Annotated in this window: 24 protein-coding genes and 1 pseudogene; 9 read left to right on the plus strand and 16 right to left on the minus strand. The window is 64.7% G+C overall.

The genetic code is table 11. The features are described from left to right. Positions 1-66 precede the first annotated feature (66 nt). A complete protein-coding gene (locus AC0L58_RS12330) occupies positions 67-3,165 on the minus strand; it encodes a hybrid sensor histidine kinase/response regulator (protein WP_473683795.1) in 3,099 nt (1,032 codons plus the stop codon). A 151-nt stretch (positions 3,166-3,316) separates the two neighbouring features. Then, positions 3,317-3,769: pseudogene (locus AC0L58_RS12335) on the minus strand (ligand-binding sensor domain-containing protein); the annotation flags it as partial. Positions 3,770-4,039: 270 nt separating this feature from the next. On the opposite strand from AC0L58_RS12335, the gene AC0L58_RS12340 reads away from it, so the two are divergent. Beyond that, positions 4,040-5,506: a GTPase gene (locus AC0L58_RS12340; RefSeq protein WP_473683797.1), complete on the plus strand. Its 1,467-nt coding sequence runs from the start codon at positions 4,040-4,042 to the stop codon at positions 5,504-5,506. Positions 5,507-5,552: 46 nt separating this feature from the next. Here the strand turns inward: AC0L58_RS12340 and AC0L58_RS12345 are convergent, their stop codons facing one another. From AC0L58_RS12345 to pdxH, 6 genes are all read right to left on the minus strand, one after another. Further along, a complete protein-coding gene (locus tag AC0L58_RS12345) occupies positions 5,553-6,308 on the minus strand; it encodes an SDR family oxidoreductase (protein WP_473683799.1) in 756 nt (251 codons plus the stop codon). Positions 6,309-6,415: 107 nt separating this feature from the next. After that, entirely contained in the window at positions 6,416-6,751 is a 336-nt protein-coding gene (locus AC0L58_RS12350; protein WP_473683801.1) for a hypothetical protein, read from the minus strand. A 54-nt stretch (positions 6,752-6,805) separates the two neighbouring features. Then, a complete protein-coding gene (locus AC0L58_RS12355; RefSeq protein WP_473683803.1) occupies positions 6,806-7,276 on the minus strand; it encodes a hypothetical protein in 471 nt (156 codons plus the stop codon). A 36-nt stretch (positions 7,277-7,312) separates the two neighbouring features. Then, on the minus strand, positions 7,313-8,110 hold the full coding sequence (locus AC0L58_RS12360) for a cobalamin-binding protein (RefSeq protein WP_473683805.1): 798 nt from the start codon (positions 8,108-8,110) through the stop codon (positions 7,313-7,315). 19 nt (positions 8,111-8,129) lie between these two features. Then, entirely contained in the window at positions 8,130-8,570 is a 441-nt protein-coding gene (locus tag AC0L58_RS12365; protein ID WP_473683807.1) for a secondary thiamine-phosphate synthase enzyme YjbQ, read from the minus strand. Next, positions 8,567-9,154 carry a pyridoxamine 5'-phosphate oxidase gene (gene pdxH, locus AC0L58_RS12370; RefSeq protein ID WP_473683809.1) on the minus strand — a complete coding sequence of 196 codons (588 nt, stop codon included), beginning with the start codon at positions 9,152-9,154 and terminating at the stop codon, positions 8,567-8,569. Before pdxH ends, AC0L58_RS12365 begins: the two co-directional genes overlap by 4 nt. Positions 9,155-9,390: 236 nt before the next feature. On the opposite strand from pdxH, the gene AC0L58_RS12375 reads away from it, so the two are divergent. Continuing rightward, a complete protein-coding gene (locus AC0L58_RS12375; RefSeq protein WP_473688723.1) occupies positions 9,391-10,218 on the plus strand; it encodes a kinase in 828 nt (275 codons plus the stop codon). Positions 10,219-10,347: 129 nt separating this feature from the next. On the opposite strand, the gene AC0L58_RS12380 is transcribed toward AC0L58_RS12375, so the two are convergent. The 3 genes from AC0L58_RS12380 to AC0L58_RS12390 all read right to left on the minus strand — a co-directional run bounded on the left by AC0L58_RS12380 (position 10,348) and on the right by AC0L58_RS12390 (position 11,876). Then, complete coding sequence (locus tag AC0L58_RS12380; RefSeq protein WP_473683811.1) at positions 10,348-10,551, minus strand: dodecin family protein; 204 nt, start codon at positions 10,549-10,551, stop codon at positions 10,348-10,350. 110 nt (positions 10,552-10,661) lie between these two features. Beyond that, positions 10,662-11,003 (minus strand): YbjQ family protein, encoded by a 342-nt coding sequence (locus AC0L58_RS12385; RefSeq protein WP_473683813.1) that lies wholly within the window; start codon positions 11,001-11,003, stop codon positions 10,662-10,664. 39 nt (positions 11,004-11,042) lie between these two features. Then, positions 11,043-11,876: an NAD-dependent epimerase/dehydratase family protein gene (locus tag AC0L58_RS12390; protein ID WP_473683815.1), complete on the minus strand. Its 834-nt coding sequence runs from the start codon at positions 11,874-11,876 to the stop codon at positions 11,043-11,045. 47 nt (positions 11,877-11,923) lie between these two features. On the opposite strand from AC0L58_RS12390, the gene AC0L58_RS12395 reads away from it, so the two are divergent. The 3 genes from AC0L58_RS12395 (at position 11,924) to AC0L58_RS12405 (ending at position 15,804) form a co-directional block, all read left to right on the plus strand. After that, positions 11,924-12,481 (plus strand): shikimate kinase, encoded by a 558-nt coding sequence (locus AC0L58_RS12395; protein ID WP_473683817.1) that lies wholly within the window; start codon positions 11,924-11,926, stop codon positions 12,479-12,481. Continuing rightward, positions 12,478-13,590, plus strand: a complete 1,113-nt coding sequence (aroB, locus tag AC0L58_RS12400; RefSeq protein WP_473683819.1) for a 3-dehydroquinate synthase — start codon at positions 12,478-12,480, stop codon at positions 13,588-13,590. Before AC0L58_RS12395 ends, aroB begins: the two co-directional genes overlap by 4 nt. A 162-nt stretch (positions 13,591-13,752) precedes the next feature. Beyond that, positions 13,753-15,804 carry a M13 family metallopeptidase gene (locus AC0L58_RS12405; protein ID WP_473683821.1) on the plus strand — a complete coding sequence of 684 codons (2,052 nt, stop codon included), beginning with the start codon at positions 13,753-13,755 and terminating at the stop codon, positions 15,802-15,804. A 152-nt stretch (positions 15,805-15,956) separates the two neighbouring features. On the opposite strand, the gene azu is transcribed toward AC0L58_RS12405, so the two are convergent. Continuing rightward, a complete protein-coding gene (azu, locus tag AC0L58_RS12410) occupies positions 15,957-16,562 on the minus strand; it encodes an azurin (protein WP_473683823.1) in 606 nt (201 codons plus the stop codon). A gap of 239 nt (positions 16,563-16,801) precedes the next feature. Here azu and AC0L58_RS12415 point away from each other — a divergent pair, with 239 nt between their 5' ends. From AC0L58_RS12415 to AC0L58_RS12425, 3 genes are all read left to right on the plus strand, one after another. Continuing rightward, entirely contained in the window at positions 16,802-17,023 is a 222-nt protein-coding gene (locus AC0L58_RS12415; RefSeq protein ID WP_133947811.1) for an AbrB/MazE/SpoVT family DNA-binding domain-containing protein, read from the plus strand. A 9-nt stretch (positions 17,024-17,032) separates the two neighbouring features. After that, entirely contained in the window at positions 17,033-17,467 is a 435-nt protein-coding gene (locus tag AC0L58_RS12420; RefSeq protein ID WP_473683825.1) for a type II toxin-antitoxin system death-on-curing family toxin, read from the plus strand. Between the two features lie 312 nt (positions 17,468-17,779). Next, positions 17,780-19,189, plus strand: a complete 1,410-nt coding sequence (locus tag AC0L58_RS12425; RefSeq protein WP_473683827.1) for a winged helix-turn-helix domain-containing protein — start codon at positions 17,780-17,782, stop codon at positions 19,187-19,189. 104 nt (positions 19,190-19,293) lie between these two features. Here AC0L58_RS12425 and AC0L58_RS12430 read toward each other — a convergent pair whose 3' ends face one another. Continuing rightward, positions 19,294-19,818 carry a hypothetical protein gene (locus AC0L58_RS12430; RefSeq protein WP_473683829.1) on the minus strand — a complete coding sequence of 175 codons (525 nt, stop codon included), beginning with the start codon at positions 19,816-19,818 and terminating at the stop codon, positions 19,294-19,296. Positions 19,819-19,956: 138 nt separating this feature from the next. On the opposite strand from AC0L58_RS12430, the gene AC0L58_RS12435 reads away from it, so the two are divergent. Then, positions 19,957-21,315 carry a winged helix-turn-helix domain-containing protein gene (locus AC0L58_RS12435; RefSeq protein ID WP_473683831.1) on the plus strand — a complete coding sequence of 453 codons (1,359 nt, stop codon included), beginning with the start codon at positions 19,957-19,959 and terminating at the stop codon, positions 21,313-21,315. Between the two features lie 468 nt (positions 21,316-21,783). Here the strand turns inward: AC0L58_RS12435 and murD are convergent, their stop codons facing one another. The 3 genes from murD to AC0L58_RS12450 are packed head-to-tail and all read right to left on the minus strand — an operon-like array spanning position 21,784 to position 24,845. Beyond that, positions 21,784-23,148 carry a UDP-N-acetylmuramoyl-L-alanine--D-glutamate ligase gene (gene murD / locus AC0L58_RS12440; RefSeq protein ID WP_473683833.1) on the minus strand — a complete coding sequence of 455 codons (1,365 nt, stop codon included), beginning with the start codon at positions 23,146-23,148 and terminating at the stop codon, positions 21,784-21,786. Beyond that, positions 23,148-24,524: a UDP-N-acetyl-alpha-D-muramoyl-L-alanyl-L-glutamate epimerase gene (gene murL, locus AC0L58_RS12445; RefSeq protein ID WP_473683835.1), complete on the minus strand. Its 1,377-nt coding sequence runs from the start codon at positions 24,522-24,524 to the stop codon at positions 23,148-23,150. Before murL ends, murD begins: the two co-directional genes overlap by 1 nt. A 3-nt stretch (positions 24,525-24,527) precedes the next feature. Next, positions 24,528-24,845 carry a DUF559 domain-containing protein gene (locus tag AC0L58_RS12450; protein ID WP_473688725.1) on the minus strand — a complete coding sequence of 106 codons (318 nt, stop codon included), beginning with the start codon at positions 24,843-24,845 and terminating at the stop codon, positions 24,528-24,530. Between the last annotated feature and the right edge of the window lie 39 nt (positions 24,846-24,884).

The following is a 24,884-nucleotide window of genomic DNA, read 5'->3' on the forward strand; positions in this document are numbered from 1 at the left end:
CGGATACTGCAACGCGCTGCGCGACTGACTGATGGAGGACGCTAGCTGCCCTGTGCCGCGGCGTCGTCAAACCGGTTTCCCAGGCGCCGGCATGCCCACCACGCGAGCCAATGCGGCGACCAGTTGTTCGCCGGTCACCGGCTTGCGCAGGAAGCCGTCCATGCCGGCCTCGCGGGCGCGTGCTTCGTCACGGCCACCTGATCTGGCGGTGACCGCGATGATCGGCAGGTGTTCGTCGGCGGGTTCGCGCTGGCGGATCAGGCGCGCGATCTGGAAACCGTCCACGCCCGGCAGATCGAGATCCAGCAGCACGGCATCGAAGCGCGTGTGCGCCAGCTCGGCCAGCGCCGCCAGTCCGTTGACCACGTGCACCAGGGCGTGGCCCTCGCGCTCCAGCAATCCGCGGATCACCGCCGCCACGATGGTGTCGTCCTCCACCAGCAGCAGCCGGTAGCTGCCGCCCTCGCCGGTCAGCGGCAAAGCTTCAACACTCTCGGGCGGAACCAGCGGCAGACGCACGCGGAAGGTGCTGCCATGGCCGACGCGTGACTCCAGCTCGATGCTGCCGCCCATCATGTCGACCAGCTCGCGACAGATCGCCAGGCCCAGACCGCTGCCGGCGCGCCGCTGCGGCCCGTCCGCCTGCTCGAAGCGCTGGAACAGGCGGGCCTGGCTGGCTTCGGGAATGCCCGGCCCGCTGTCGCTGACGCTGAACAGCAAGCCGTTCGTGGTGGCGGTGGCGCGCAAGGTGACGTGTCCGCGCTCGGTGAACTTCAAGGCGTTGTTGGCCAGGTTCAACAGCACCTGCTTGATCCGCACGGCGTCGCCGACCACCTCGGCCGGCAAATCGTCGGCGAGCTCGAGCACGAAGCGGATGCCCTTGGCATGCGCCAGGCCTTGTTCCAGTTGCGCCACATCTTCCAGCAACTGGCGCGGATTGAACGGCGCCGGTTCCAGCTCCAACCGGCCGGCCTCGATCCGCGCCAGGTCGAGCGCGTCGTTGAGCAGCTTGAGCAGCATGCCGCCGGAGCGCTGCATCGCGCGCGTGTAGTCGTGCTGCAAGGGATTGAGCGGGGTGCTCAGCAGCAATTCGGCCATGCCCATCACGCCGGTCATCGGCGTGCGGATCTCGTGGCTGAGCGTCGCCAGGAACTGGGTCTTTGCCGCGCTGGCCGCTTCGGCCATCTGCCGCTGCTGGTCGGCCAGTTGTACCTGATGGCGCTGCGCCAGTCGCCGGCGCCAGCCTTGCAGCAGCGCACCGGCCAGTGCGGCGACTACCAGCACGTAAAACAGCCACGCCCACCAGCGCGCCCACGGCGGCGCCTGCACGTGCACCGACAAGGGCGGCGCCTTGCCCCATTGACCGTCCGCACCATGACCATGCACCTGCAAGGTGTAGCTGCCGGCACCCAGCCCCACGAATTCGCGCTGACCGAGGCTGCCTGCACCGACCCAGCCACTGTCGAAGCCGAGCATGTGGTAGTAGTAGCGATTGGCGGCCGGATCCACATAGGAAGCCACGCGCGCCTCCACCCGCAGGTCGCTGTCGCGCCAGCCCAGTTGTACCGGCTTGTCCAGTGGCAACTTGATGACCTTGCCTTCCCGTCGCACGGTGATACGGGTGATCGACACCAGCGGCGGCGGTCCCAGCTGCTCGAGTCGGGCCAGTTGATCTGGCTGGAATGCCATCACGCCACCGCTGCTGGCAGCCAGCATCGTGCCGTCCGCAGTCATCACGGCGGAGCCGTTGCTGAACTCCGCATCCGACAAGCCCTGCGCCGTGCCGAACTGGGTGAAGCGCTGCAGTTTGGGATCGAAGCGGCGCAAGCCGGGACTGCTGAACAACCACAGATGATGGTGGTGATCCACGAGCATCGTACGCAGGTCGGCAATCAGCCCCATGCTGCTGATGTCGACACTCTGCTCGCGCGTCGCGCGGCCGTTGGCATAGCGGTAATGCTCCAGCGCCTGCTCGGTGGCAATCCAGAACCCGTCGGGACCGAACGCGAACGTGTATATCTCCTGCCGCGGCACGCCCGGCACGAAAGCCAGCTTCCCGTCGGGCCCGTCGTTGCGCATCAGGCCGGCCATGCTGGCGTACCAGATCGCTCCGTCGTGCGCGCGGAGCTGGTCATGGAAGCGGGTGCCATCGGGCGCATCCGGCGGCAACAGCGATGTCGATGCCAGGCTGTCGGGGTCGATCACGCGCGGTCCATCCCCCCACGCACTGACATAGATGCGCCCGTCCGCGCCGGCAACGAGCGCCACCGGTCGCTTCACGTGCGTCCGGCTGGCATCCAGGCTGAGCAGCTTGCCATGGTCGTAGCGATAGATCCGGCCCGGGCCGGTCATCCACAGTCGACCGCGCGCATCCTCGGCCATGGAGGTGAGGTTGCCATGCAGTCCATGCAGGACATGGGTGACCCGTCCGGTCGCCGTGTCGAGCTTGTCGACCCAGCCGTTGTATCCACCCACCCAAAGCTGACCGTCCCGGGCAGGCAGGACCGACAACGCCGCCGTGTTGGACAGGCTACCCGGCTGGTCCGGCACATGGGTGAACCGCGCAAAGCCATTCCAGCTCGGTGGCAGATAGGCAATGCTGGACTGGTCGAAAGTGAACCAGAGTCCGCCTTCGCGGTCTCGGAATACCTGCCACAGTCGATCGCTGGGCAGCCCGCCGGGCAGCAGCGGCTCACCCACGATGTGTTGCAGCGTGCCGTGGCCGGTGCCCAGCCAGACACCATCCAGGCTGCCCATCCACAAGCGCCCTTGGTTGTCGCGCACGCTGCCGAGGATGCGCGTGTCGGCCAGTTGCTGGTTGGCCAACGGTCTTGCCACCCCGTCGGCCCCCACGATCAGCAGTCCGCCATTCACCGCCACGCGCACTTCGTCGGCACTGCCCTCAATGCGCCACACCGCGCCGCTGTCGCCATGAAACGACGGATCGATCGGCACGCGCCGCACCGTGCCATCGGGCGAGCGCACGTATAGCCCGCCTTCGGTGCCGATCCAGAGGCGACCGTCGCGCCCGGCCAGCAGGGCACGAGTCGGACCGAAGGACTTCGCAGATTTCGCGCCGAGATCCAGCGGAAGCGCATCGAAACCGCTGCCATCGGCACGCATGCGGTCCAGGCCGCCCTGGGTGGCCACCCAGAATCTGTCCATCCGGGGTCTGCGTGATGCTCCACACCTCGTTGTTGCTGAGACTGTGTGGATCCTTCGGATCGTGCTCCCAGTGCCGGAACTGACCGCTGACCTGGTCGTAGACCATCAAGCCGTCAGAGACACCGCCTGCCCAGAGGCGATTGTCACGATCAACGAACAGCGTGTAGATCTGGTTGCTCGGCAAGGACGCCGGATCGCCCGGGACATGCCGGAACAACTTGAATTCAATGCCATCAAAACGCAGCAGGCCACCATCGGTGCCGAACCACATCAGGCCACGCCGATCCTGCGCCACCGCGTAAATCGAGCCGCTGGGCACGCCATCAGCCACACCGTAGCGCCGAAATTGCGGCGTGGCAGGAATGCCCGCCTGGCCCGGCAGGGTTGCTGCAACCGGCTCGGCCGCACTTGCCGTCGCGACGCTCGACGCCGGCGCAGCAATCGCCAGAACTGCATTCAGCACGAACGTGGCAAGCAAGCGATGTTCCCCTTGAAATGTTGAAGAAACGCGATCCCGCCTTTCTTCAACGCGCCGAGCACTTCCCCCTCCGCGTCCGTCCATGCCAGCTCGGGCACGGGTCGCGCCCATGCGGTAGCGGGTCATCCGCGGCACCCGCTAGACCGGAATCCCCTGATTCCTGCCAACCCCCGCATGATGCCAAATTGCACCCGCCGCAGCGAGCGTCGCCTCGATGCAAGACGTGATGGCGCACGCATCCTCGACACTGCATTCATGGATGACGGACAAGATCACCGCCCCTCATCAACGCGATCCCGCCTCCCGCAACGGCTTCACCGGGCCGCCTCTGCCACCGCAACAGGCCAAATCCGCAGGCTCCGTTCGACCCGTTTCACCACCGGCTAGAATGCAGCCATGTCCCGACGCCTGCGATTACTGTTCGCCGCACTGGCGATGGCCGCGCTGCTGTGGTTGTTGTTCGCCGCCGCGGAGCGGTTCCTCGCCCTGACTCAGCGATTCCTGGCCCTGCCCGTTGCCTTGCAGTGGACGTTCGGTCTGGTACTGGCGGTCTTCGCCGCCGCCGGCCTCAGCGTGCTGTGGTGGCTGCTGCGACCGCGGCGCAAACGACGACCTTTGCCCGCGCCGGACCGGAGCAACCTGGAGCAACGCATCGGCCAATTGCGCGAGCACGGCGCAGACACCGGCGCGCTTGCCGCCGAGCTGGGCGAACTCGACCGGCGCCGGCTCGACGCACGCATCCATGTCGCGGTCTTTGGCGAAATCTCCACCGGCAAGTCGAGCCTGATCCGCGCCATGGTGCCGCAGGCGCAGCTCGCCAGTGATGCGCGCGGCGGCACCACCCGCGCAGTCGGCCATTACGACAGCACCCTGCCCGACGGTCGCAGCATGGTGCTCGCCGACGTGCCCGGCAGCCGCGAAAGCGGCGGCGAAGCGCGCGAAACCGCCGCACGCGAAGAATCCCTGCGCGCCCATGCCGTGGTCTACCTGTGCGCCGGCGACCTCACCCGCAGCCAGGTCGACGAACTGCGCTGGCTCGCCGATTTCGGCAAGCCGCTGCTGCTGGTATTGAACAAGGCCGACCAGTGGAGCGACAGCGAACGCGACCAGTTGCTGGCCAAGCTGCGCAAGCAGGCACGCGGCATCGCCAGCGCAGTCATCGCGATCAGCGCCGGCGGCAGCGAGCGCTACCAGCGCCAGCTCGCCGACGGCAGCACGGAATCCGTCGAACGCCAGCGCCAACCTGACATCGCTCCCCTGCTGCAGGCGCTGTCCAGACTCACCGCCCCCGGCGCCGAAGGGCTGGAAGATCTGCGCGAAAACGCCGTACTCGCCGCCCTGCACCAGCGTACCGGCACGCTGGAAGCGCAGACTCGTGCCGAGGAAGCCGAACGCATCGTGCGCAAATACGCCCGCCGCGCCATCGTCGGCGCCATGGCCGCGGTGGCACCCGGCAGCGACCTGGTGATCCAGGGCGTGCTCGCCACCGGCCTCACCCGCGCTCTGGCCGAGTTGTATGGCATCAAGGTCAGCGAGGTGCAGATAGAAGACTTCGTGCGTCAGGCCAAGCTCACCCTGCGCAGCGGCAGCTCGATCGTCCTGGCGGTGGCGGGCAATGCGATGAAGGCATTCCCCGGCTTGGGCACGCTCGGCGGCGGCGTGCTGCACGCGTTCGCCTATGCGTTGATCTTCGATTCCATGGGGCGAGCGCTGGCAGCGTCACTGGCCGAGCGACATACGCTGGATCAGGATGACGCCGGAGCGCGGCTGAAGGAGCTGCTGGCCGACGCCGGGAGCGGGCGAATGCGCCGGTTGGCGACGCTCACGATGGAGGCGGTGCGGGAGCGCGAGTCGGGCGAGTGACTCTGTGGCGACTGGAGCGAACGGTCATGCACCGTGCCTGGCTGCCCTACCACGGAATCGGCCCGTCCTCGTCGGAGAAGGTGCCCGTCGGGCCGTCCTGGCCGAGGAGCGCCAGCCGAACAGGCTCGCGGGCCGCCTCCTCGACCGTACGCCTGCCTTCGAAGTTGTTCATGGCAGTCACCGTGAAGCCCGGCGCCGCCGCGTTCACCTTGATACCTGACGACTCGAGGTCCAACGCGAACGCGACAGTCACCGCGTTAAGAGCAGCTTTCGACGCGGCGTAGGTGACGCCAAACATCTGTCGCCTGCGTGATTCACTTGGGTCCGAAGCCAGGGTCAGCGATGCCCTGCCGCTCGACACGTTGACGATGCGTCCGGCAGGCGCTTCGAGCAGCAGCGGCAGCATCGCTTGGGTTACCGCGATTACGCCAAATACGTTGGTTTCGAACACGGCACGTACTTCATCGAGCGAAGCCACGCTTGCGCGGCCCGACTGAACGATTTCCGCAAGCGGTCGCTCCCTCGCCCCTGCATGAGCGATACCGGCATTGTTTACCAGTACGTCCAGGCGTCCAAGTTCAGAGCGAATGCGATCGGCAGCACCTTCTATCGACGCCCGATCGGTTACATCGAGCTGAATTGCACGTCCATCACCGTCAATACCCTTGGCCGCCTGCTCGCCACTCTCAAGGCTGCGTGAGCCAACGAGTACGGTAAAACCTTGCTCTGCAAGGCTCTTCGCGATCTGCAGACCAATTCCCTGATTGGCTCCGGTGACCAAGGCGACGCGGCTATCTTGCATGATTGTCCTCTGTATTCATGGCGACTCGGCTTGCGCCGAGGACTCCCACCGTGACGTGCAACGCATGACTTGAAGGATGGCAGTACACCGTTCGCCTGGACGAACAGCTAGACCTCACCGTGCGGCGTGTGAGGCAAGGCGGCAACGTTGCTGGACGAGGAATCCTTGACGTCCGTGGTGGATGCCGGGCGGAGAAAGCCGGGCGCGACCGTCCAGCGTTGACCATCGTCGGCAAGCACCGAGACCGACTTCTTGTTGTAGCGGATGATGACGCCACCCACCGGTCCACGCATGTCAGGCTCGAAAGTGACGCGATCACCAATGCTGAAGCGAAGCATCGTTGCGTGAGCTCGAGCTTGCTGCATGAAACGCAGTCTCTCGACCACCCGGTGATTGAGGTCTATGAGTTCGGCTTCGGTCAGTTTGTCGATGTCGATGGTCATGAAGTTTGACACTGGAATTGATCGGCGGCGCAGGCTTCCGCCTTCAACGGAATACTATGCACCACCAAGCTGGGAATTGATGGTGAGCTTGGAAAAGTGCTGCGTGGCCGGATCATACATCGCACCCCACGCCGTGCTCCCGCCATCACAAACCACGATCGCCTTGGTCCGCCATGACAGTTCGTCCGGATCAATGAAGCCGGGCAAGGAAAAGGCGTTGATGTAGACAAGCTTCCTGCCACCCGCAACCACGCCACCGTACTGACGGAAATACTTGTGTGGCTCGACGATCGTCTTGCCCGATGGGGAACGGAGCGCGGACACGCCATCAATATTGCGATCGATGTCACGAGCCACGCGAGCCGGTACGACCCACAGGCTTGTCACGTTCTCGGGGTCCGACCGGGAACATTGCTTCAAGAGCACCTGAACCTGCTCCGCGGGCAGAACGACCGAGGTGGAAGCCCCACCAATGCAACCAGAGCAAGCTGCAAGCAGAAGTAACGTTGTCATTTTGAAAGGCATGGCGTCACCAGCTCAATGAGGGAGAACGGTCGCCGCTCAACGCCGCGCCCACGCCACGATGATCCGATGGATCGCCTCCAACCCGTCAAACAATGCCGCCGGCCCCGGCTGCAAAATGATCGGTGACTTGATCTCGAACAGCTGCCCGTCACGTACCGCCGGGATCTTGTTCCAACCCGGTCGCGCGGCCACCTTTTCCGGACGAAAGCGTTTGCCGCACCAGGAACCGAGGATGATGTCGGGGGCACGACGCACGACCTCGTCGCCGTTGGCGAGGATGCGCTGTTTGGCCAGTGGCTCGCGCGCAAGTTCGGGGAAGCAGTCGTCGCCGCCGGCGATGCCGATGAGTTCGGCTACCCAGCGGATACCGGTGATGATCGGGTCATCCCATTCTTCGAAATACACTCTTGGACGCCGATCCAGTTGCGCCGCGGCGGCACGGATGTCCGCGATGTGCTGTTCGGCCCGCTGCGCGTAGGCTTCGGCTTTTTCATGTGCGCCGACCATCGCACCGAGGCGACGGATGTAGGCGATGATGCCGTCCACGCTGCGATGGTTGCTGATCCACACTTCCACGCCGCATTTGATCAGCTCGCGCGCGATCTCGGCCTGGATGTCGGAGAAGCCGATCGCCAGGTCGGGCTCGAGCTTCATGATCTCGCCGATCTTCGCGCTGGTGAATGCGGAAACCTTGCGCTTTTCCTTGCGCGCCCGCGCCGGACGCACGGTGAAGCCGGAGATGCCGACGATGCGGTGCTCCTCGCCCAGCGCGTAGAGCACTTCGGTAGGCTCTTCGGTGAGACAGACGATGCGCTGCGGGAAGGGGTCGCTCATGATTTGTCGGCCCACACGCTCAATGTCCCAGCACGGTCACGCTGACCTTGCGCTGGTGCGGATGCAGGCGATGCTCCCACAGGTAAATGCCTTGCCAGGTGCCGAGCAACAGCTTGCCGTCATGCACCGGCACGTTGAGGCTGACCCCTGTGAGGATCGAGCGGACGTGCGCCGGCATGTCGTCAGGGCCTTCCGCATCGTGGCGGAAGATCGGGTCGCCATCGGGCACGATGCGGGCAAACCAGCGCTCCAGATCGTCGCGCACGGTGGGGTCGGCATTCTCGCCGAGCAGCAGCGAGCAACTGGTATGCGCGGTGAAGATGTTGGCCAGGCCGCTACCCACCTGGCTCTGCGCCACCAGGGCTGCGACGTCGCGGGTGATTTCACGGAATCCGCGACCGCCGGTGTTCAGCGTGAAACCGGTCTGCGCGACATGCATCGAAGGCAATGCGCCGCTCATGGATACAGCAGTCGGCTGGTCCAGGTCTGGCCGTGGCGACTCCAGCGCACGCGTTCATGTAGCCGGAACTCGGCGCCGTACCAGAACTCCAGCATGTCCGGCTCGACCAGGAAGCCGCCCCAGTGCGGAGGCCGCGCCACTTCGCGCCCTTCGAACTCCTTTTCATAGCGCGCCACGCGCTGCTCGAAGGTGTCCCGGTCGGGCAGGGTTTGCGATTGCAGCGAAGCCCACGCACCAATCTGGCTGCCGCGATTGCGACTGGCAAAATAGGCGTCGGACTCCTCCTCCTGCAATTTGCGCGCGACACCTTCCACGCGCACCTGCACGCCCTCGCGCAGCAGCTTCCAGTGAAAGCACAGCGCCACCTGCGGGTGCGCTTCCAGTTGGCTGCCCTTGTCGCTCTCGTAATTGGTATGGAAACGGAAGCCGCGTTCATCGGCCCCCTTGAGCAATACGATGCGCGACGAGACCCGGCCACTGGCATCAACCGTGGCCAGATTCATCGCCGTCGGTTCGCGGTCGCCACTGGCCTTGGCCTCATCCAGCAGGTGCAGAAAAGTATCCAGGATTTCGGGTTTGAGCATGATGTGTGAAACTTCCCTTTTGCAATGTGGCCTGTTCGCGCCATCATGGAGCGATTGAACCTGACCGATGATAGTGCAATGACCTCTACAGCCCGTACCACTTCAACGCCGCTGACGGCGCGATTGTTTCGCATGCCTTGTGAAGAGAGCTGCAAGACCGATCGCGGCCCGGACCAGCACCAGCGCGGGCTGCCGGTGGCCGTCGTTCCCCCCGGAACCCGGAATCGCGATCGATGATGACGCCCGGCGAGCGGCAGAACGAAGCACTGGCCGGACATCTGCTCGACCAGTACGCCGGGCGCATCGCCCGCTCCCGACGCCCGTACATCCTGGGCCTCTCGGGTCTGCAGGGGAGCGGCAAGAGCACCTTGGCACGGGTCATGAAAGCCCAGGCCAGGGCCCGCAGCTGGGCCACCGAGGTGCTTTCGCTGGACGATTTCTACTACGCCCGCAGCGAGCGCGAGGCGCTGGCGCGTGACGTGCACCCCCTGCTGCGCACCCGTGGCGTGCCCGGTACGCACGAGATCGAGTTGCTGTTGTCCGTGCTGGCCGCCATGCCCCAGGCATCGGACCGGCTGGCGGTGACCCACCCGCGCTTCAACAAGGGGCGCGACACCCGCCTGCCACCGTCACGCTGGCCGCGTATTTCCAAACGACCGAAGCTGGTGATCGTCGAGGGCTGGGCGCTGGGCATCCGGCCGCAGCTGCTGTCGTCACTGACCAAGCCGATCAACCTGCTCGAACGCGAAGAGGACCCGGATGCCGAGTGGCGGCGGTGGGTCAACAAGCAGCTACGCAGTTACCAGCCGCTCTGGCGCAAATTCGACGCCTTGATCGTGCTGCAAGCTCCCAGCTGGGAAATCGTGCGCCGCTGGCGTGGCGAGCAGGAAGAGGAACTGGTGGCACGGCACGCACCCCTGGCGATGGACGCAGCCACGATGAACCGGTTCCTGATGCACTTCGAACGGCTCAGCCGCCACGCCCTGGCCACCCTGCCCGCGCTGGCGGACACGGTGGTGGAGTATGACGATGAGCGGCATGTGACGGGGCTGACGCACGGGTGAGGCTGGGGTGTTTCGGTGTTCGGTGTTCGGTGTTCGGTGTTCGGTGTTCGGTGTTCGGTGTTCGGTGTTCGGTGTTCAGCGGCGCCTAACTGATAACTGATAACTGAAAACCGAACACCCAGCTCCCCCTCAATCCACCACGAAATTAACCTTCATATTGACCCGCCACTCGGTGACGCTGCCGTCGTCGGCAGTAACTACCTTGATCTCGTTGATCCAGGCACCCTTGATCTTCTTCACCGATTCAGCGGCTTTGTGCAGGCCGTGCTGTACGGCGTCCTCGATGCCTTTTTTCGATGACGCATTGAGCTCGATGACTTTGGCTACTGACATGATGTGAATCTCCTGTCTTGGCATGCGAAACGGCACGCGGCGCTCCCTGTCCCGAAGCCCCAGTCTGCCCCGCGCCCGTGTCGCAGGACAAGCCGCAGTGCGTCATCCATTCACACAGGCTGCACCTGCACCGCGGTGCCATAAGCCAACACTTCCGTCACTCCCTGGGCCACGTCGTTGGCGTCGTAGCGCATCGCCACCACGCCGTTGGCGCCCATCGCGGCGGCGTGCTGCAGCATCAGCTCGAAGGCCTCCTCGCGCGCCTTCTCGCACAGTTGCGTGTAGATCGAGATGTTGCCGCCGACGATGGTCTGCAGGGCGGCACCGATGTTGCCGACCACGCTGCGCGAGCGCACGGTGATGCCGCGCACGATGCCGAACGAACGCACGATGTGGCAGCCGGGGATGTCGTTGCCGGTGCTGACCTGGTGATGCGGAATGCGTGTTGCCATGATGTTCTCCTTCGTGGATGGATCTCGTAGTTCCGAGGTTCAGCCGTTGATCAATGCCGCGTAGCCATCGCGCGAGTCCGGCCAGCGCGGCACGAAACCGCTGGCCAGCAGTCGTGCGTTGCTGAGCCGCTTGCTGCCGATGCCGGCCGGCGGCGGTCCGTCGGGCGGCGGCGGCGCGCCGACCAGGCGCGCCAGGTGGTCATACAACACGTCCAGTGGCAGCGGCGTGCTGTCCACGCCGAGGTAACAGGATTGTGGCTCGGTCAGGTGCAGCAGGTGCGCGATGGCCGCCGCGGCGTCATCGACATGGATGCGATTGGACCAATGCGGTGTTTCGCGCGGCGCCCGGGCGGTTCCCGCACGCAGACGATCGAGCAGATGCAGGCGGCCGGGCCCGTACAAGCCGGCCAGTCGCAACACGACCGAGCGCACCGGCCGCGTTGCCAGGCATTGTTCGGCCTCCATCAGCACCGTGCCATTGAACCCCGGCGGCGCTACCGCCGTGTCCTCATCCACCCAGCCGCCGGCGTGGTCGCCATAGACCGCGCTTGAGGAGACGAACAACACCCGGCGCAGCGTGGTCTCGCCCAACACGTCGAGCAGGTTCTGCAAGCCGTCAACGAAGGTGGCGCGATAGGCCGCGGCGTCGCGCCGATCGGGTGTCGGGAGGTACACCAGCTGGGTAATTCCAGCAGGCAAGTGGCGCAACGTTTGCGGCTGGGTCAAGTCACCACGCAGCCACGCGATGCCATCTTCGCCACGCGCAGGCGGCTGCCGACGCAAGGCGCACACCTCGGCGCCCTGCCGACGCAGCCGCTGCGCCACGCGCGCACCCAGATCGCCACACCCGGCCAGCAGTACCTTTTCGCTCACTGCAGCTCCTTCGGAGTTCGCTCATTCACGCCTGCTAGCATTCAGCCATGAACCCATCGTGCAATTTGTTCATCATCGGCCCGACCGGCGCCGGCAAGACCTCGATCGGGCGACGGCTCGCCGACCATTATGGACTGTCGCTGCTCGATCTCGACCAGGAGGTCGAGAAGCACTGCGGCGTGGACGCCAACACGGTATTCGAGATCGAGGGCGAAGCCGGCTTCCGCCTGCGCGAAAGTGCGCTGCTGGATACGTTGAGCCAGCGCAACGGGGTGCTGCTGGCCACCGGCGCGGGCGCGGTGCTGAGTGAAACCAACCGCCAGTGGCTGCGTCAGCGCGGCTACGTGGTGTGGCTGCAGGCCAGCGTCGAGCAACAGCTGGAACGGCTGGAACGCGACAAGGCGCGCCCCCTGCTTGCCGTGCCCGATCGCCGCGGGCGACTGGAGGCGATGGCTGCCGCCCGCGACCCCATCTACCTCGAACTTGCCGACCTCGCCGTACCCGGCCACCATGGGAGTGTGATTGCTGCCGGCGAACGCTGCATCACCCTGCTCGACCAACACTGGCAACGCGCCCCCATTCCACCGTCATCCCACCCCGCATGAACAAGCCCACCTTGCATAGTCTCAATGTCGCACTCGGCCTGCGCAGCTATCCGGTGTGGATCGGCTCCGGCCTGCTGGGCGACCCATCGCGCTGGCGTCCGCTGCTGCGCGGCCGGCATGCGCTGGTGGTCAGCAACACCACCGTGGCACCGCTTTACCTGCCACGGATCGAGGCCGGACTGGAAGGCTTGCACTGGTCGTCATTCCTGCTCGAAGACGGCGAAGCACACAAGAGCTTTGCCAATGTCGGCCGCGCACTCGACGCGCTGGGCCAGCTTGGCGCCACCCGCGATGCCTGCGTGATCGCCCTGGGTGGCGGCGTGGTGGGCGATCTGGCCGGTTTCAGCGCAGCGTGCTGGATGCGCGGCATTGATTTCATCCAGATGCCGACCACCTTGCTGGCCATGGTCGACTCCTCGGTCGGCGGCAAGACCGGCGTCAACCTGCCCGTGGGCAAGAATCTCGCGGGAGCATTCCACCAGCCGCGTGCGGTCATCGCCGACATCGACACCCTGGCCACCCTGCCCGAGCGCGAGTACCGCGCCGGACTGGCCGAGGTGGTCAAGGGCGCGGCAATCGGCGACGAAGCGTTCTTCGCCTGGCTGGAACAAAATGCGGACGCGCTCGCCGCGCGCGATATCGCTGCCGTGCTCGAAGCGATCGCGCGCAAGGTGCAATACAAGGCCGGCGTGGTGGCCCGCGACGAAACCGAACAGGGCGAACGCGCCCTGCTCAATTTCGGCCACACTTTCGGCCACGCGCTGGAAACGGCAGGCCACTACACTACCCTCCTGCACGGCGAAGCCGTGTCGATCGGCATGCTGCTGGCCGCGCAGTTGTCCGAGCGCCTGGGCATGAGCGAACCCGCCGACACCGGCCGATTGGCTCAACTGCTGCACAAACTGGGGCTGCCGCTGGCCATCCCGACCAACATGGATGCGCAGAAGCTGCTGGAGCTGATGCGGCTGGACAAGAAGAACACCGCCGGCCAGTTGCGGCTCATCCTGTGGCGCGGCATTGGTCGCGCCGAAATCGTGAGTGACGTGGCGGAAGCCGATGTGCTGGCCACGCTGGATGCAGCCATTTCCCCGGTGCAGTCAGTGGGCTGACCCTTGCGCGCGACTCCGCCAGCCAAGGCGTCGGCGGACACGCTCGTGCGCGCCGCATCCCACGCGGCCTGGAATTCGCTGACAGGACGTATCCCATCAGTCACGTTTCCGATACCGGGCGCTGCACTAAAATGATGGGCACCTTTTCGCCTGGACACGCCCATGCAACGACTTCGCTGGATACTCGCCGCCGCCGTCCTGTGCAGCACCACCGGTTTCGCTGCCACGCCGACAGCCGCCGGCATCGGCATTGACCTCAAGGGAATCGACCACGGGGTGAAGCCCGGCGACAACTTCTTTCGCTACGCCAATGGCGACTGGCTGAAGACCGCCACGATCCCGGCCGATCGCTCCAGCATCGGCACCTTCTTCACCGTGTTCAAGCAGGCCGAGCAGCAGACCGCCGAGCTGATCAAGGGCGCCGCCGAGGGAAACCCGCCGGCCGGCAGCAACCAGCGCAAGATCGCCGACTTTTACGCGGCCTACATGAACACTGACGCGATCGAGAAGCATGGCCTCGCGCCGCTCAAGCCACAGCTGGACGCCATCGACGCGATCGCCTCGCGGCAGGATCTTGCCCGCGTGCTGGGCAGCCGCCTGCGTCAGGATGTGGATCCGATCAACGCCACCGATTTCCATACCGTCAACCTGTTCGGGTTGTTCGTGGCGCAAGGCCTGACCGACCCATCGCACAACATCGCCTACCTGTTGCAGGGCGGCCTGAGCATGCCCAGTCGTGATTACTACCTGTCCGGCGACAAAGCCATGGCCAGCGCGCGAGACAAGTACAAGACGTACATTGCCGCGCTGCTCAAGCAGGCCGGCACCGCGGATGCCGACGCCGTGGCAAGCCAGGTTTTCGACCTGGAAACGAAGATCGCGCAGGCGCAGGAAAGCCTGGTCGACAGCCAGGACCCGCACAAGGCCAACAACCTGTGGAGCGTGGCGGACTTCTCCAGCAAAGCCCCTGGCCTGGACTGGAACACCTACTTCAAGGCAGCCGGCCTGGATCAGCAGCCGGTGATCGATGCGTGGCAACCGCATGCCGTCACCGGCTTGTCGAAACTGGTCGCGGACCAGCCTCTGGCTGCGTGGAAGGCGCTGCTGCGCTTCCATACGCTGGATCACTACGCAGCCTTGCTGCCCAAGGCCTATGCTGACCTGTCGTTCGAGTTCCACGGCCATGTGCTGCAAGGTGTGCCGCAGCAACAGGCACGTTGGAAGCGCGCCGTGGCCGCCACCAGCACCGCGCTGGGCGATGCGGTGGGGCAGATTTACGTGGAGCATTATTTCCCGGCCTCGTCCAAGCGCCAGGTGGAAGATCTGGTGAGCAATCTCGTCGCGGCGTTCCGCTCGCGCGTCGATTCACTGGACTGGATGACCCCCGCCACGCGCGCCAAGACCCGCGAGAAAATCGACACCCTGCAGGTGAGTGTGGGCTATCCCGAGCACTGGCGCAGTTACGAAGGCTTGTCGATCAGCCCCGACAACCCGCTGGCCAATGCCATCGCGGTGGAAAAATTCGACACCGCGTTCAAGCAGGCCAAGCTCGGCAAACCGGTCGACCGCAGCGAATGGTGGATGACGCCTCAGACCGTCAATGCGCTGAACCTTCCGCTGGAGAACGCGCTCAATTTCCCGGCGGCGATCCTGCAACCGCCATTCTTCGAGCCGAACGCCGACCCCGCGCACAACTACGGCGCGATCGGCGCGGTGATCGGCCACGAGATCAGCCACAGCTTCGACAACCTCGGTTCGCAATTCGATGCCAGCGGGCGCATGCATACCTGGTGGACAGCGGCCGACACCGCCCACTTCAAGGCCGCCACGGACAAGCTGGTGAAACAGTTTGACCAGTACGAAGCCCTGCCCGGCCTGCACGTCAACGGCGAACAGACCCTGGGCGAGAACATTGCCGACGTTTCCGGCCTGACCGCCGCTTACATCGCCTACCACAAGTCGCTCGGCGGCAAGCCCGCGCCCGTGATCGACGGCCTCACCGGCGACCAGCGTTTCTTCCTCGCCTTCGCCCAGACCTGGCGCAGCAAGATGCGCGACGCTGCGTTGCGCCAGCGCGTCAATACCGACGTGCACGCACCGCCGCAGTTCCGCGCCGAAACCGTGCGCAATCTCGATCAGTGGTATCCCGCGTTCAAGGTGAAGCCGGGTGAAAAGATGTATCTGGCACCGAAGGACCGGGTCAAGATCTGGTAACCGGGGTTCCGCACCCGAAGCGCGAAAAGGCCGTGATCCCGGAAGAGATCACGGCCTTTTTGTATCTGCCAATCCATCCGTGGGCGATTTGCCTCGTCGACAATGGTCCAGGACAGATGGCGCAGTCGCAGCCGCACCCACGTCGAACCCGGTTACTGGACGCTGATCGAACCCTTCATCAGGGCAGCGTGGCCCGGGAAGCTGCAGAAGAACTCGTACGGGCCGTCACCCTGGATCTTGCTCACCGCGAAGCTGACCGACGTGGTTTCGCCGCCACCGATCAGGCTGGTGTGGGCAATGACGCGCGGATCATCCGGCTTGACGTAACCGTTGGGTGCACCCGCCGCCATGCCATCGGCATCCACCGCCTTCAAGTCCGAAGCCTTGGTGATCACGACATCGTGACCCATCGCCGTGACCGGCAATTTGCCGGTGTGTTTGAGGGTGATCTTGAAGTCCGTGCACGACGCGGGAACGACGATGGACGAGACATTGAACTGCATCGCATCGTTGCCTTCGATCTCCGTGGCGCAATCGGTCACCACTGCCGTCGGCTTGCCGTTCGTCGCTGCAGCGGCCGCGGGGGCAGCGGGAGCCGCAGCGGCGGTCGAGGCCGCCGGAGCAGGTGTTTGCATCGGCATGGACGCCGTGGCCGACGGCGCAGCGCCTGGCCCGGCAGGCGCTGATGAATTGTCGCTGCACGCGGCCAGTGCCAGCGCACAGGCAAGGGCCAGGACCGTCATCTTGCTGTTCATCATGGTCTCTCCTCAAATGACAAAGTGCCATTGTCGGCCAGTCCCGCTCTTCGCGACGTGAAGATTGCAGCACGATCCACCCCGGGCGCGGCACCAGGCGAACCCCGAAGCCGGCCGGAAACGACTGAAATCAAAGGCCGCATCATGACGGCCGACGCTCCTTCCCGCCTGTCTTGCCACACGCGTTGTATTCAGATCACCACCGTTGTATAACATACGTTATAACGTGCTTCGGAGCAGCCATGAAACTGAAGATCACCACCATCGGCAACTCGGCCGGCGTCATTCTGCCGCGCGATCTGTTGGCCCGCCTGCGTCTGGAAAAAGGCGACGAACTGTTCGCACTGGAGACGCCCGACGGCATCCGCCTCACCACCTACGACCCTACCCTGGCCAAACAGATGGAAGTGGCCGAGGAAGTCATGCGCAAGCGGCGCACCTTGCTGCACAAGCTGGCGCAGTAGGTTGCGGCCATGATCATCTGGATCGAAAGGCCGCTCGTCATCGCCATCCACGAACGCCAGCTGGCTGAACACGGCGGCGGCAGCGGCGTGCGCGACGAGAACCTGCTGGATTCCGCACTCGCACGCCCGCAGCAACTTCATGCCGACGGCGATCCACCGCCTGATCTCGCCGATCTTGCAGCCAGCCTCGCCTTCGGCCTGGCGCGCAACCACCCGTTCGTTGATGGCAACAAGCGCACGGCGACCGTCGCCTGCGAAACTTTCGTGATGCTCAATGACGGCACCCTCAACGCCGACGACCTCGAACTGTATCTCCAGTATCTCGCCCTCGCCGAAGGCATCCTGTCCGAAGCCGACTTCGCCGGCTGGCTACGCGAGCGCATCAGCCTCGATGGCCCAAAGCGCATCAACGAGCCGCGTGCGCGCCATGCGCGCGACAGCTGAAAACACGCGCCGCCGAATATTGCGGACACATCCGCGCACTGGCGTGCGACAAAGCAGGACCGACACAAGGCGCGCTGGCGGCGAGTATTCGACGCTGTGTTTCCTATCGAGGTGTTTTTGCCAAGACGGTAAGGGAGCATGCGCCCGCTTTCGGACAGAATCAGGCCTCCGGTCGATTTGAGAGGGCAATCTGCAAAAGCGCCGACGAAGGACTTGATCGTCATGATGGTTCTCCGGACAGATCGGCGCAGGTCTACCGAACCCTGTCGTGGTCGGAACGCATACCCACGGCGGTGTCACGATCGCCGGCGTGTGTTCGCCAATCCTGCTAAATTTCGTGAATCGTTCTCAAGCGTTCTGATGCACATGCCAGCGGGGACTGATCGGCATCAGTACAAGTTTTCCGGCTTTCGGCTGGATCCCGTTTCGCGGGTGCTGTTTGGCCCGGATGGTGCAGCCCTGCCGCTCACATCGAAGGCCTTGGACGTCTTGGTGTATCTGGTTGAGCGTAGCCCCCGCATGGTCGCCAAGGACGAGCTGCTGACCGCCGTATGGCCCCGCCGGATAGTCGAGCAGAACAATCTCGCCCAGGCCATCTCCGCGCTTCGCAAGGCCTTCTGCCTCGGTGCCGCCGACGAACATTGTTTCATCGTCACGGTGCCGGGCCGCGGCTACCGTTTCGTCGCTCCCACCAGCGCTGCTCCGTTCCCAGAACAGCGGCAGCCTGCAGATGGTGTTGCCTCACCCGGGGCCGCGGACCGTCTTTACCTGGCAGGTCGGGACCTGGTCGCCGCACCCAACTTGTCCCGCTGCGAGCGGGCCATCGACATGTTCAGGCAAGCGCTCGAGATCAATCCGCGCCATGCACGCGCATGGAGCGGGCAGGCGATTGCATGGCGCGAGCTGACGATGACCGCGGACATGGATCCAAAACAGGCCTTCCCACTGGCAAAAGCGGCGGTTCAACACGCGCTCGCGCTCGATCCCGATCTGCCCGAAGCGCACGCCGCCCGTGGATGCAACTTGTGCTGGGCCGACTGGGATTGGCGTGGTGCCGAGCTTGCCTTCAGGCATGCCATCAGCCTGGACCAGCGCGCGGCGGACGGCCATTCAGGGTACGCGCAGCTACTGAACAACATGGGACGATTCGACGAGGCGCTGGCGCATGCGCGCACCGCACGCGAACTGAATCCCCTTGCGCCGTTGATCAACACGCTGGAAGGTGCCTTTCTTGCCATCGCTGGGCGAACGGAGGAAGCCGAAGCGCGTATTGCACAGGCACTCGAAATCGCACCCGGCTTCTGGCTCGGGTCTTTGGTGCGCGCGGGGATGATGATGGAGCGTGGCGCCCCGGCCGCCGCCGTTGCCATTGTCGAACACGCAGCAAAACTCTCCGGGCGCAGCAGCAACGTGGTGGCCGTGCTTGCTTCGACTCTGGTCGCAACCGGCAACCGCGCCGGCGCAGAGATGTTGCGTGAAGAACTGCGCGCGCTTTCGCAGACAACCTATGTTCCGGGCACCAGTCGCGCCGCCATCAGCAACACATTGGGCGACCACGCTGAAGCCCTCGATCTGCTCGAACTCGCCTTCGAGCAGCGCGATGTGCGCATGACCTTCATCATGTTCGATGCGCGTTGGAACAACCTGCGAACGAGACCTCGATTCAAGGCGCTCATGCGGCGCATGCGGTATGCCCCAAGTGCGGCGCGTGGGGCCATGTAGACAGCCCCAGGACACCACATCCAAGGCCAGCAAGACCTTCCCACGCGGAGTCAGGCTCACTTGTCAGCGACAAGCCAGGCTGACCCCGCTGCCGATCCGGATATTCACAGGCGCGTGGAAGTCGCCTCTCCGCACAGATCAACAATAACGCTGCCGTCTGCGGCATAGGTCGTGGCATGCACGGACCCGGAACCCGCACTGGCATCAGCATTGAGTTGGATATCGCGCTGCACGACACCAGTCCCGTAGAACGCACCATTTTCGAAAAAGTCATAGCGCAGGCTCATCGAGTAGGTATGCGTCGGCGGGTTGTACGACCAGCTTCCCAGACCGATCGTGCGCGTAAAGAGACCAGGTATGCCGAACACGTTGGGAACGCCTGCCGGTGGGAAGCGAGCGTTTTCGATGAGCGTGCCGCCGGCCTGGAAGGAAATCGTGTTCAGTACCGGCACGTACGGAAGGAAGGTCCCGCATGGCCTGACTTGGGCGTTTGACTGATATGTGCCGACGATGCGCCCGGCACCCCAGCCCCAGACCACACCATTTTTGTGATCCGCGCCTGGCTGGGCGGCACTGGCGGCCGTCGAGAGTGTGAGGACGGCTACGGCAAGCGCTGTCTTGTTGTTCATGATGAATCTCCTTGCGAATGGAGGATGTGCCCAATCAATGAGTCCCGCCGTCGGGATACGCACCGGCGACGGCTGCACAATCGCTTACTTGCGTCAAGGAATCCTGCTAGATTTCCTGAAACCTTGTGAAATTTTCTGATGCGCACGATTGGGGAAGCCAAGCGGCGTCAATACCGGTTTTCCGGCTTTCGGCTGGATGCCGTGTCGCGGGAGCTGGCAGGCCCGGACCGGGAGGCGATCCCGCTTCCGTCCAAGGCACTGGAAGTTCTGGTGTATCTGATCGAACAGCGGGGCCGCGTGGTCGACAAGAATGAACTGCTGGCTGCCGTATGGACAGGAAGGGTGGTCGAGGAAAACACCCTGACACAGGCTATCTCGACACTGCGCAGGGCCTTCGGTGTCGGCGCGGGGGAGCACAGCTACATTGTCACGGTTCCGGGGCGTGGTTATCGTTTCGTCGCCGAATTGATCCAGGAATCAGCTGGCGAGCGGCACCACCCTGGCGATATCACGGAATCTCCAGCGGCGGCCGAACGCCTCTATCTGGCAGGCCGCGACCTGATTGATGCGCCGAGCATGGCCAGGGCCAAACGCGCGATCGGCGTATTCCGGAAAGTGCTGGACATCGATCCACGTCACGCACGCGCCTGGAGTGGGCAGGCATTTGCCTGGCGCGCGCTGACCATCACTGGCGACATGGACCCGCAACAAGCGTTTCCGCTGGCCAAGGCAGCCGTCCAGCATGCGCTTGCACTTGATCCCGACCTGCCTGAGGCGCACGCAGCGCACGGCTTCAACTTGTTCTGGTGCGATTGGGACTGGCGTGGCGCCGAGCTCGCGTGCAAGCACGCCATCAGCCTCGATCCGCGCGTGCCGGACGGCCACTTCGCGTACGCGCACCTGCTCAACAATCTTGGACGATTCGACGAGGCGCTGATACAGGCCCGCCAAGCGCGTGAGCTGGATCCGCTGTCGCCCCTGGTCAACGCCCTCGAGGGGGGCTTCCTTGCTGCCGCCGGGTACCCGGACAAGGCGCGCTTGCGGATTGCGGAAGCCCTCGAAATCGCACCGGAATTCTGGGTTGCGCTGCTGGCACGCGCGGCGATGGCAAATGCAAGTGGCGACCCGCTTGCGGCGATCGAAATTCTTGAACAAGCTGCGACGCTGTCCGGGCGAAGCAGTCAGGTGCTGGCCGTGCTGGCGCAGGCGTTGATCGGGATCGGCAACCGCGCCGCTGCCGAGCGCTTGCGCGAAGAACTGGAGACGCTGTCCGGTACAACCTATGTACCGTGCTCCAGCCGTGCCGCAATCAGCAACGCCTTGGGGGACCACGATGAAGCGCTTGATCTGCTCGAACTCGCCTGCGACCAACGCGACGTGCGCATGACCTTCCTGAAGGTCGATGCGCGCTGGAACAACCTGCGATCACGGCCGCGATTCGCAGCCTTGATGGAACGCATGGGCTTCGCCGCGGGGACGGCGAGCGGAGTTCTGTGAGAAGCATCACCGCTCGAATCGCGACCGAGCCACGGCATGGAACGTAGAAAGCGGCGGACTTGGCCAGCTCGAACACCGAGTGAATGCAAACCGTGGTTCCCGCACAATCCACGACATGGGAAAGCCTCCGGCAAAACGAACCCACGCCGCCAGCGTTCGCCTCCACCCGTGTCTGTGCTTCTGTTCTTGCTCTCCCTTGGCACATCTGTCGAGTCCGACCACGATGAACCGTGCTCTATCCGGGATCCGTGTGCGGCGGTGCGGTGGGGCAACAGGCCATGTAGCGGGAGTCGACAGGGATTTCGGCTCCTTTCGCACCGACAGGTGGCGCGGCCGCCGCCGGCGGACGAAATCTCTTCGCGTCACATCACAATCGCGAGAATTCCCCATCGAGCGTAGCAAGAGCATCGCGGTCAAGTGACGACCTACAAGCAGCACGCGCGACCTCGGCCGGTCGCATCGGCTCGATCACTGGCCAGTGATCCCCAATCCATCGATGCCCACGATCCCCGCCCCATCAAAACCCGCGAGCGCACTGAACCGCCTGCCGCGCTCTGCATAATCCTTGAACTGGTCAAAGCTGGGCGCCCCCGGCGACAGCAGAATCACCCCGCCTTGCGGTGTGCTTGATTTCGCTTCGGCTACGGCGCTGGCCAGGTCGTCCTGCCTTGTCAGCGGACAGGCGAGGCCACCGGCGCGCAGCGCGTCGGCAATGCGTCCGCCATTGCTGCCCATGCAGACGATCGCGTTCGGTGGGGTCTTGCACACGACGTCGACGAAGGGAGTCCAGTCCAGCCCGCGATCATGTCCGCCGACCAGTACGGTCACTGCGCGGCCATGCAGGCTTTCCAACGCGGCCAGCGTCGCCAGCGGCGTGGTGCTGATCGAATCGTTGATCCAATGCCAGCCGTCACGTTCGCCCAGTGGCTGCAGGCGATGTGGCAGCGGGCGGAAGCTGGCCAGCGCCGGCGCGGCGGCCAGCGCATCCATGCCGATCGCTTCCAGCGCGGCCAGTGCGGCACAGGCGTTCAGTGCATTGTGCAGACCCGGCGCCGCCAGTTGCGCGATGGGGAACACCTGCTGGCCGGCACGACAGATAAAATCTGCGCCGACGTGCCAGCCTTCCGCGCGGCCAAAGGTCAGTCGCTGCGGGTGGCCCTTCGTGTGCTCCAGCAAGACAGGCTGCAACGCGTTCACCAGCAACTGGCGCGAGACATCGGCCAGTTTCAACTTGTCCGCGACGTAACGCTCGCGGGAACCATGCCAGTCCAGGTGTTCCTCGTACAGGCTGGTGACCACGCCCAGATCCAGCGGACCGGCTTCGCCCGTCTGGAAGCTGGAAAGTTCGATCACCCACAAGTCCGCCTGTTGTCCGCGCAGTTCCAGCAGCGGCAAGCCGATATTGCCGGCCAGCGCCGTGCGCACACCCAGCGCCCGTGCCAGATGCGCAGTCAAGGCGCTGGTGGTGCTCTTGCCCTTGGTGCCGGTGACCGCGATCACCCGTGCGTCCGGATTCTCGCCGAACCACAGCGCCGTGCCGGAGGTGAACGTGGTGCCGCCTTCCCGTGCTGCCAGCAACGCCGGCTTGTAGGCGGAAATGCCCGGTGACTTCACCACCACGTCGAACTGGCGCAGGGCGGCGGCGTCCGGTTCGCCTGCCACCAGGTGCAGCGCCGGATCGAAGTCGTGCGCGGCGTCGACTTCGGACACATGGCACAGGAGGGTCAAGAACTGTCTTGGCAGAACCCCGCGCAGCGCCTTGATGACCGCACGCCCTTCGCGGCCAAAACCCCAGACGGCTACGCGCTGGCCCGACAGGTCGGCGAGGCGCATCAGCCGATCGACTCCAACGCGGAGCGCAATCGCTCCGGCACGCGATGTTCCGGCGAGGGTTCCAGCCACGGCTCCAGCGCGAGCTGCAAAGCGTCCAGCTGCGGCAGGATTTCAGTGCGGAAGCGCGCGACCAGCGCGTCTTCCTGCCACTCGGGGCGCTGGCTCAAGGCGTACATTGCCGCGCGCGCCTCGGCACCTTCGCCCACGCACTCGAACGGCTTGTGATCCTGATACTCCAGCAGCGCGTCGAACCCGCCGGCCTGGTTCTCGTCATCCAGCAGGTTGCGGCCGAAGATCGACAGCAGTCGCGGCTTGGGCAGGAACGGGGCCAGTGCCAGGAACACGAAGTGGCACTTGGGGCATTGCCCGCACCAGCGGTCGACCGGCTTGGGACCGAGCAATTTGAAGTTGCGGTTGCAGCTGGAGAACGCGTCGAAGTACGGCGTCAATCTGGCGAAGGCGCGGGTGATCGCCAGCTCCGAGTACGGCCGCAGCAGCGAGCAATAGTCCAGATCTCTGGCGACGTGCGTGTGGAGCCAGTCACCGAGCAGCTTCTCGAACGCGAAACCCTTGCTCCACTGGTGGTTCACCTGCTGGCCTTCGTATTCCAGCGTGGCCGCCGACGCGGAGCGTTCGTTGGCGAACGTGATCGAATCGTAGCCGTACAGGATCGCCGCCAAGGCGAGGATCGCCGAGTTCACGGCGGTGACGGGAATGTGGCCGTTCCACGCCCCTTGCCGGTTCAGCTCGAACAGGCCCGGCGCGAGTTCACGCTGGATGTTCAGTGTGGGCAGGCCGGTGCGTTCGGCGCAAGCGGCGATCAGCCCGGAATTGCCGACCCATACCGCCGTCGCCTCGCCGCCGATGGCCTTGATCGCTTCGACGGCCACCAGCGAATCCTTGCCACCGCCGATCGGAACCAGGGTGCGCTTGGGGAGGTTGAGCGCGAGAGCTTCCGGTAGATCCGCCTCCTCACCCCGACCCTCTGCCCCCCGGGGAGAGGGAGACATACGCGGAAATTTGATGCGGTCGCGCAGATCCAGCTTGTTGCGGTAGGCAAACTCGGCCAGTCCGTGCAGGTACAACGCCTCCAGCAGGTCGGCGGTGGCGTCGTCCAGCGCGCCATCGGCCAGCTCGATCCTCGGTGGCACGCCGGCCTTGTAATAACTGACGCCGGCGATCAGGTGCAGCAACTTCAGCGCCGCCTCGAAAGCGGCGCGGCGCTCGGCCGGCACCGCCGGTGCCCGCGGAAAGCGGATCGTCTCGACCAGCTCCTCGCCATCGTCGAACGCATAGGCCAGCTCGGCCACGCCATCGGCGTAGGTCGCGCGGGTGAAGCGGAACACCTGGGTGAGGCGCGGTTGGATGATCGTCACTCTTCAACTCTCCGGGATGTGCTCCCTCTCCCCCGCGGGGAGAGGGTTGGGGTGAGGGGCCGGGCCTGCGGGGGAAGCCAGAATCACCTCAAGCACGCTTTCAATCCTGGTCAATGCCTCATTGTTCCAGAAACGCAGCACGCGGCAACCCCTGGCTTCCAGATAGCGTGTGCGTTGGTCGTCGCATGCTCGTTGTTCCGTGTGCTGGCCGCCATCCGGTTCGACGACCAGCTTGGCGTCGATACACACGAAGTCAACGATGTAGTGGTCGACTTCATGCCGGCGACGGAATTTGTGGCCCGCCAGCTGGCGGTTGCGCAGGTGCTACCAGAGCCTGCATTCCGCGTCGGTCCGGGTCTG

The organism is Rhodanobacter sp. G2-10 (genome assembly GCF_055809185.1).

Coding starts and splice junctions, on each gene's coding strand:
- AC0L58_RS12330 (WP_473683795.1), bottom strand. CDS start 3,165: ATGGACAGATTCTGGGTGGCCACCCAGGGCGGCCTGGACCGCATGCGT.
- aroB (WP_473683819.1), top strand. CDS start 12,478: ATGAACAAGCCCACCTTGCATAGTCTCAATGTCGCACTCGGCCTGCGC.
- AC0L58_RS12430 (WP_473683829.1), bottom strand. CDS start 19,818: ATGAACAACAAGACAGCGCTTGCCGTAGCCGTCCTCACACTCTCGACG.
- AC0L58_RS12345 (WP_473683799.1), bottom strand. CDS start 6,308: ATGCAAGATAGCCGCGTCGCCTTGGTCACCGGAGCCAATCAGGGAATT.
- AC0L58_RS12385 (WP_473683813.1), bottom strand. CDS start 11,003: ATGGCAACACGCATTCCGCATCACCAGGTCAGCACCGGCAACGACATC.
- AC0L58_RS12360 (WP_473683805.1), bottom strand. CDS start 8,110: ATGAGCGACCCCTTCCCGCAGCGCATCGTCTGTCTCACCGAAGAGCCT.
- AC0L58_RS12350 (WP_473683801.1), bottom strand. CDS start 6,751: ATGACCATCGACATCGACAAACTGACCGAAGCCGAACTCATAGACCTC.
- AC0L58_RS12435 (WP_473683831.1), top strand. CDS start 19,957: ATGCGCACGATTGGGGAAGCCAAGCGGCGTCAATACCGGTTTTCCGGC.
- azu (WP_473683823.1), bottom strand. CDS start 16,562: ATGATGAACAGCAAGATGACGGTCCTGGCCCTTGCCTGTGCGCTGGCA.
- AC0L58_RS12380 (WP_473683811.1), bottom strand. CDS start 10,551: ATGTCAGTAGCCAAAGTCATCGAGCTCAATGCGTCATCGAAAAAAGGC.
- AC0L58_RS12405 (WP_473683821.1), top strand. CDS start 13,753: ATGCAACGACTTCGCTGGATACTCGCCGCCGCCGTCCTGTGCAGCACC.
- AC0L58_RS12375 (WP_473688723.1), top strand. CDS start 9,391: ATGACGCCCGGCGAGCGGCAGAACGAAGCACTGGCCGGACATCTGCTC.
- AC0L58_RS12365 (WP_473683807.1), bottom strand. CDS start 8,570: ATGAGCGGCGCATTGCCTTCGATGCATGTCGCGCAGACCGGTTTCACG.
- pdxH (WP_473683809.1), bottom strand. CDS start 9,154: ATGCTCAAACCCGAAATCCTGGATACTTTTCTGCACCTGCTGGATGAG.
- AC0L58_RS12415 (WP_133947811.1), top strand. CDS start 16,802: ATGAAACTGAAGATCACCACCATCGGCAACTCGGCCGGCGTCATTCTG.
- murD (WP_473683833.1), bottom strand. CDS start 23,148: ATGCGCCTCGCCGACCTGTCGGGCCAGCGCGTAGCCGTCTGGGGTTTT.
- AC0L58_RS12340 (WP_473683797.1), top strand. CDS start 4,040: ATGTCCCGACGCCTGCGATTACTGTTCGCCGCACTGGCGATGGCCGCG.
- AC0L58_RS12355 (WP_473683803.1), bottom strand. CDS start 7,276: ATGCCTTTCAAAATGACAACGTTACTTCTGCTTGCAGCTTGCTCTGGT.
- AC0L58_RS12420 (WP_473683825.1), top strand. CDS start 17,033: ATGATCATCTGGATCGAAAGGCCGCTCGTCATCGCCATCCACGAACGC.
- AC0L58_RS12395 (WP_473683817.1), top strand. CDS start 11,924: ATGAACCCATCGTGCAATTTGTTCATCATCGGCCCGACCGGCGCCGGC.